The organism is Chitinophaga sp. (genome assembly GCF_036569125.1).
Classification (GTDB): domain Bacteria; phylum Bacteroidota; class Bacteroidia; order Chitinophagales; family Chitinophagaceae; genus Chitinophaga.
Genome location: NZ_DATCRF010000756.1, coordinates 1 through 2,639, shown reverse-complemented (window position 1 = coordinate 2,639; position 2,639 = coordinate 1). Strand labels below are relative to the sequence as shown.

The window sequence follows — 2,639 nt, the reverse complement described above, 5'->3', positions numbered from 1 at the left end:
GTCATGGCATGCTCTGTTTCCTGGTAACTGGCGGTGGCCAGGTATGCTGCAGTAGGCCCGTCCTGTGTATGGATGTAAGCGCTGCCATACAGCGTAGCGCTTACTTCTTCCATATACACCGGCAGCAGTGCCGGGTCCATGTTCATCTGTTCATTAAATTCCACTATGAAAGCCAGTGCGTCCAAAGCTGCAGGAACACCATCAATCAATTTTTTTATAGAGGGCGTATCAATATACCAATGCCGGAGCTGCAAAATTTTTGCGCGGAAATGATATACCACTTTTATACTTTCTGCTGCCAGCACATAATAATTCCACCCCTCTTTTGCATACTCAAATGCAGGCGTTATGATCTGCTCATGGGCAAACTCGGCGATCATTTTCCGGATCTGCAGGCGGTTCACCTTTTCCCAGGCAGCCGGTTGCAGATGAGCTACCGCTTCCCGGGGATCTATTGAATAAGACATGATTTTGCTGTTTAGTTTAAAGCACACTTGTTTTAAATACCGCTAAAGGATTTTTAAATGTTCCTGCGAACTGCTGGCTTTTGAACGGATTGTTCGGCTCTATCATCCGCTGGTTATTGCGGATCTGCAGGCGGTTCAGGCAGGTTTTAATGATCTCGTCCGCAAACAGATCGCTGCGCCGGAACTTCTCCTCCAGCTCCGGGTGCAGCTGCTGGTACTCCAGGATACAGTCTGCTGCCAGCTCCCAGAATTTTTCTTCCGGGTAGTCGGCATGCTCCACCAGTATGTGCGATACGAAGCGGAAAAAACAATCGAAGATCTGTGTGAAAATGGACAGGATCTTCAGCTCATCCGGTACCGGTATTACAATGCGTTTTACATGCTCCGGCAGCTCCAGCTCACTGTTCACAATAGCCACTTCTTCTGCTATATCCTTCATGATGGCGCTTACCGGCACATTGTTCTCCAGCACCAGTATCACGTTCTCCCCATGCGGCATAAATCGCAGATCGTAATAGTAAAAGCAATGCAGCAAAGGGCTCAGGTAACATTGCAGGTAATGCTGCAGCCAGGTAGTAATATCCAGCCCGGATGATCTGATGAGCACCGGCAGCAGCGCCGTGCCGTGTGCATCAATATGCAGCAATGCCGCCATGGTCATTAAGCGCTGGCCGGGCTGCAGTTTGGTCATGGGACTTTCCCGCCAGAGAGTGGCCAGCATTTTCTTATACGCGCTTTCTGTTTTAATAGCGGTTTCAAAATACCGGTTGGTGTAACCCATGGTGGCGGCCTCCCTTAACATGGTAAAACCCTTTTCCTGCAGGTAAGCATCACCGTTCAACAGGTTGCTCACCCATTCATTAATGGCGGGTGTAGTGCGCATGTAATAAGGCGATAAGCCGCGCATAAAACCCATGTTCAGGATAGACAGTGCTGATTTTACGTAAAACCGTTCAGGCGTACTCACGTTAAAGAGGGTACGAACAGATTGCTGGGGCAAATAGGTGTCGGCTCCATATCCCAGGCATACCAGGTAATTAGCCGCTATATCCGGCGCAAAAATGCTGGCCAGCTTGTTATACCATTGCCAGGGGTGCGTGGGAAAAAATAAATACCGCGCAGGGTCCAGGCCTTTTGCTACCAGTATTTGGTTAAAGGCCGCACGGGTAGCTGCATCCAGCTCCTGTTCCATTACCTGCTGGTAATTCAGCGGTGCTATAGCGGTAAATTCTGTTCTGCTGATATGTCCTGCCAGCCATATTACTGCAAAGGGGCTGGCTGCTTCCGGCGCATAACGGCGGTAATCAACCGTATCATATCCTATGCGCCCGTTATTGGCTACAAAACAGGGGTGGCCGGCCATCATGGAATGTTCCACTTCCTGGTAACCGGCCCGTGTAAGCGCTTCCGCTGTAAGCGTGTTATAGGTGTGCATATAGGCGCTGCCATATAATGTGCTGATGATCTCCTCCAAATAAGTAGGCAGCAGCTCCGGATCAAAACCCAGCTTTTCACTGAACTCTGTAATAAAGCTCACCGCTTCCAGCGGCGCCGGTTTACTATCTACATACTTTTCAATGGAGTTAGTATCTATATACCAATGATCCAGGCTTAAGATCTTTGCGCGGAACCGGTAGCTGATGGCTTTTACAGGCGACAGCACATAGTGGTTCCAGCCTTTATAGATATATTCCAGCCGTGGCTCGATCAGCAGCTCATGTGCAAATTCTGCAATGATCTTTTTCAGGTGTAAGCGGTTCACATGGGCCCAGGTGGCCGGATCCAGGTGTGCTACTGCATCTTCCGCAGCGCTTTTCAATGATTCCTGTAGCATGTGCAATTAGTTTTTTGGGTGATAGGCGGCGCCGTGTTGTTTGATCAGCTTCAGGATATGGCGGATATGATCCAGCGTAGTAAGAGGGTTTAGCATGGTGAACTTCAGGTAAAAATCCCCATTCACCCGCGTGCTGGCTACCAATACTTCACCGCTGTTAAACAGCGCCTTTTTAATGTATTGATTGAGCTCACTCAGGTTACTGTTCTTATGAGTTTCCGGCGCATAACGGAACAGGATCACTCCGATGTCTGAATAGCTTAACAGCTCCAGGTCTGCATCCAACGCAATTACTTCCGCAGCCTTTTCTGCTGTTTCAATAATAGTTTCTGTATAAG

1 protein-coding gene and 2 pseudogenes are annotated in these 2,639 nt (G+C 48.9%); all 3 read right to left on the bottom strand.

From position 1 onward, the window contains the following. Positions 1-467 (bottom strand): annotated as a pseudogene (locus VIM87_RS27965) (IucA/IucC family siderophore biosynthesis protein); the annotation flags it as partial. Positions 468-483: 16 nt separating this feature from the next. Then, positions 484-2,301, bottom strand: coding sequence for an IucA/IucC family siderophore biosynthesis protein (locus VIM87_RS27960; protein WP_332000171.1), 1,818 nt, complete (start codon positions 2,299-2,301; stop codon positions 484-486). A 6-nt stretch (positions 2,302-2,307) separates the two neighbouring features. Beyond that, positions 2,308-2,639: pseudogene (locus VIM87_RS27955) on the bottom strand (decarboxylase); the annotation flags it as partial.